At 62.1% G+C, this 2,995-nt stretch carries 3 protein-coding genes; 1 reads left to right on the top strand and 2 read right to left on the bottom strand.

The genetic code is table 11. The features are described from left to right. Both BRX37_RS26000 and cysD read right to left on the bottom strand, forming a co-directional pair. Positions 1 to 259, bottom strand: a 259-nt coding sequence (locus BRX37_RS26000; protein ID WP_318276974.1) for a GTP-binding protein, incomplete at its 3' end; no start/stop codon positions are given. Beyond that, positions 259 to 1,191, bottom strand: a complete 933-nt coding sequence (cysD, locus tag BRX37_RS25995; protein ID WP_318276973.1) for a sulfate adenylyltransferase subunit CysD — start codon at positions 1,189 to 1,191, stop codon at positions 259 to 261. The genes BRX37_RS26000 and cysD, both read right to left, overlap by 1 nt. A gap of 203 nt (positions 1,192 to 1,394) precedes the next feature. Between cysD and BRX37_RS25990 the strand changes: the two genes are divergently transcribed. After that, positions 1,395 to 2,408 (top strand): aldo/keto reductase, encoded by a 1,014-nt coding sequence (locus BRX37_RS25990; protein ID WP_125990315.1) that lies wholly within the window; start codon positions 1,395 to 1,397, stop codon positions 2,406 to 2,408. The last annotated feature ends 587 nt before the right edge of the window (positions 2,409 to 2,995 follow it).

Here is a 2,995-nt window from a genome sequence, read left to right as displayed (position 1 = left end):
GCAGGGCGAAGTCGATCTCGCCGCCTTGCGTGCCGACGCGCTTGCTATCGGCCTGCAGCGCCTCGAGCTGATCCTCGAAGATCATCTTCGAATCATAGAGCAGCCGCCCGATCAGGGTGGACTTGCCGTCATCGACGCTGCCGCAGGTGATGAAGCGTAGCATGGTCTTGTGCTGGTGGACGTCGAGATAGGCGTCGATGTCCTGCGCGATCAGCGCATCGGTCTGGTAGACGGGGTCCTGTGTGATCACGTCGGACATCAGAAATACCCCTCCTGCTTCTTCTTCTCCATGCCGGCGCCGCCGGCATCCTTGTCGATGGCGCGACCCTGGCGCTCGGATGTGGTGGTGAGCAGCATCTCCTGGATTACCTCCGACAGGGTCGATGCCTCGCTCTCGACTGCGCCGGTGAGCGGATAGCAGCCCAGCGTGCGGAAGCGGATCGAGCGATCGACCGGCACTTCGCCCGGTTCAAGCGGGAAGCGGTCATCATCGACCATCAGCAGCATGCCGTCGCGCTCGACGGTGGGGCGGGGGGCGGCGAAATAGAGCGGCACGATCTCGATGCCCTCAAGCTGGATATATTGCCAGATGTCGAGCTCGGTCCAGTTGCTGATCGGGAAGACGCGGATGCTCTCGCCCTTGGCCTTGCGGGCATTATAGAGGTTCCACAGTTCGGGCCGCTGGTTCTTGGGATCCCAGCCGTGCGAGGCGGTGCGGAAGGAGAAGATGCGCTCCTTGGCACGGCTCTTCTCCTCGTCGCGGCGCGCGCCGCCGAAGGCCGCGTCGAAGCCGAACTTGTCGAGCGCCTGCTTCAACCCTTCCGTCTTCCACATGTCGGTGTGGAGCGCGCCATGGTCGAACGGGTTGATGCCGCGGGCCTGGGCCTCGGGATTATGATGGACCAGCAGTTCCATGCCCGCGTCGCGCGCGGCCTTGTCGCGCAGGTCGTACATCGCGCGGAACTTCCAGGTGGTGTCGACATGCAGCAGCGGGAAGGGCGGCGGCGAGGGATAGAAGGCCTTCTTGGCCAGATGCAGCATCACCGCCGAATCCTTGCCCACCGAGTACAGCATCACAGGCCGCTCCGCCTCCGACACTACCTCCCGCAATATATGTATGCTCTCCGCCTCAAGGCGCTGAAGATGGGTAAGGTTCGGGGTCATGGGCTCGCTCGCGCCGCAGGGCGGCATAAGGGTCTATAATGTGCCGTCGAAATGACCCCGCTGCGCCCGCCGGGCAAGATTGGCTTTATTAAGCCGGGTAAACCCCATCTTCTTTCGTCCTGCCGGGTGAGGGCATGACCAAGGGCATGACCAAGGGCATGACAGAGCGGAGAGGCGGACCTATCTCTTGCGCCATGCACGGCCCCAACCGACAGGATGTTTCCCACCCCATGACGACCGCTCTTCCCACCCGCCGCCTGGGCGCACTTACCGTTTCCGCCATCGGCCTTGGCTGTATGAACCTCTCCCATGCCTATCTGCCGCGCCCGTCGGCGAATGAGGCCGAACGGCTGCTGCGCCATGCGCTCGATGCCGGCGTGACCTTCTTCGACACCGCTGCGCTCTATGGCTTCGGCGCCAATGAGGAATTGCTTGGCCGCACCATCATGGACCGCCGGGCCGATTTCACCCTCGCCAGCAAATGCGTGCTGGCGGAGATTGACGGCAAGCGCGGCCTCGACGGCTCGCCCCAGGCGATCACCCGCGTGCTGGAGGATTCGCTGCGTCGGCTCAGGACCGACCATATCGATCTCTATTATCTCCATCGCCTGGACCCGCAGGTGCCGATCGAGGAATCGGTCGGCGCGCTGGTGCGCGGTGTGGAGGAAGGCAAGATCGGCGCGATCGGCCTGTCGGAAATGTCGGCAGCGACGATTCGCCGCGCCCATGCGGTCCATCCGATCACCGCAGTGCAGACCGAATATTCTCCCTTGAGCCGCAACCCGGAGGTTGCCGTGCTCGACGCCTGCGCGGAACTCGACATCGGCTTCGTCGCCTTTTCGCCGGTCGGCCGCGGTCTGCTCGCCGGCGGGATTGGGCCACAGGGCGTGCCGGAGGGGGATATTCGTGGCGCCATGCCGCGTTTCCAGCCGCCCCACCTTGCCCATAATCTGGTGTTGGCAACGAAGCTCAAGGGGCTCGCCGACGAAGCGGGCTGCACCATGGCGCAGCTCTGCCTAGCCTGGCTGCTGTCCCGTCGTGATTTCATCGTGCCGATTCCCGGCACGACCAACATGGTCCATCTCGACGAGGATCTGGCGGCGGCCAGGCTCGATCTGCCGCGTCCGCTGCTCGACCGCGTCGACAGTCTGTTCGATTTCAGGGCGGTGTCGGGGCCGCGTTACCCGCGCGATGCGCAGGCGCAGATCGATACCGAATTGTGGGAAGGCGAGCCGCTGGCCTGATTCTCGCACCGATTCTCCCCTGATTCCCGATTCTTGCCGCAGCAGGATCGGGATTCGGATGGAGAGGCGTGGGACCCGGCGCCCAATCCGATTCCGGAAACGCATTTTTATTACAAGCGCGTGAAATCTCCGAAATGCCCGAAAGACCGGGCTTTTCACGCAATCGGGAGGGGCCGCATTCTCAACTTTTGGAGGGGAAATTCAAAAAGGGCGGAATTTCGCGGTTGACCGAATCAAATGCCCCGCCTAGAGGGCTTTTCACCGGACGGGGCGCTGCCAAACGGAAGCGCTCGGAACGGTCGCCCACATAGACGGACACTGGTCCTCTGAACGAGAGTTTGGGGAACACTGGTTGTCCGGTTTTGATGTCGGTGCGGCTCTTTGACATTGTGATTTAGATGAAGGGACATGTGGGCGGCGGCCCTGGGTTCTTACGGCTTTCAGGCGTAGGGATTCAGATAAATTTAGGCCGTTCCTATATGTCTCGATATATTCCACTAGAATATATTGTGCAGGAATGGCTCCTGAAAATGAGCGGTTTCTGATCGGGCTTATTCCGCCTGGTTAGAGATCGGACATCAAACTTG

Source organism: Sphingomonas sp. S-NIH.Pt3_0716, from assembly GCF_003950715.1.
GTDB classification, from domain to species: Bacteria; Pseudomonadota; Alphaproteobacteria; order Sphingomonadales; family Sphingomonadaceae; genus Sphingobium; species Sphingobium yanoikuyae_A.
Note: the sequence above shows the minus strand (reverse complement) of the source record. Positions and strands in the feature narration are given on the sequence as shown.